Origin of the sequence: Verminephrobacter aporrectodeae subsp. tuberculatae At4 (assembly GCF_000193225.1) — a bacterium.
In the GTDB taxonomy this organism is placed as follows: domain Bacteria; phylum Pseudomonadota; class Gammaproteobacteria; order Burkholderiales; family Burkholderiaceae_C; genus Acidovorax; species Acidovorax aporrectodeae.
This window is the reverse complement of record NZ_AFAL01001056.1, coordinates 1-425: the sequence shown is the minus strand read 5'-3', so window position 1 is coordinate 425 and position 425 is coordinate 1. Positions and strand designations below refer to the sequence as shown.

The 425-nt window shown below is 67.3% G+C and carries 1 protein-coding gene; it reads right to left on the bottom strand.

All coding sequences use genetic code 11. The features are described from left to right. The coding region (locus tag VTU_RS30420) for an efflux RND transporter permease subunit (protein WP_138928040.1) at window positions 1-425 on the bottom strand (425 nt) is incomplete at both ends.

Sequence of the window (425 nt, the reverse complement as noted above, 5' to 3'; positions counted from 1 at the left end):
CAGCGTGACCACGTTGATCGAAAAGCCCAGAAAATGCATGCCGATGAACGCCGGGATGACCGACAACGGCAGCGCCACGGCGGACACGAAAGTGGCGCGCCAGTCGCGCAGAAAGAGCCACACCACCAACACGGCCAGCATCGCGCCTTCGATCAGCAGGTGCATGGAGCCGTCGTATTCCTCCTGCACCGGCTGCACGAAGTTGAAGGCCTCGGTGATTTGCAGGTCCGGGTGCTGCATGTGCAGTTCTGCGAGCGCAACCTGCACCGCAGCGCCCACTTCCAACTCGCTCGCGCCCTTGCTGCGCGCGATCTCGAAGCCGACCACGGGCCGGCCGTTGAGCAGCGCCAGCGCGCGCGGCTCGGCGACGCCGTCCGACACCGTGGCGAGCTCGTCGAGCCGCACGTGGCGCCCGTCCGCCAGCG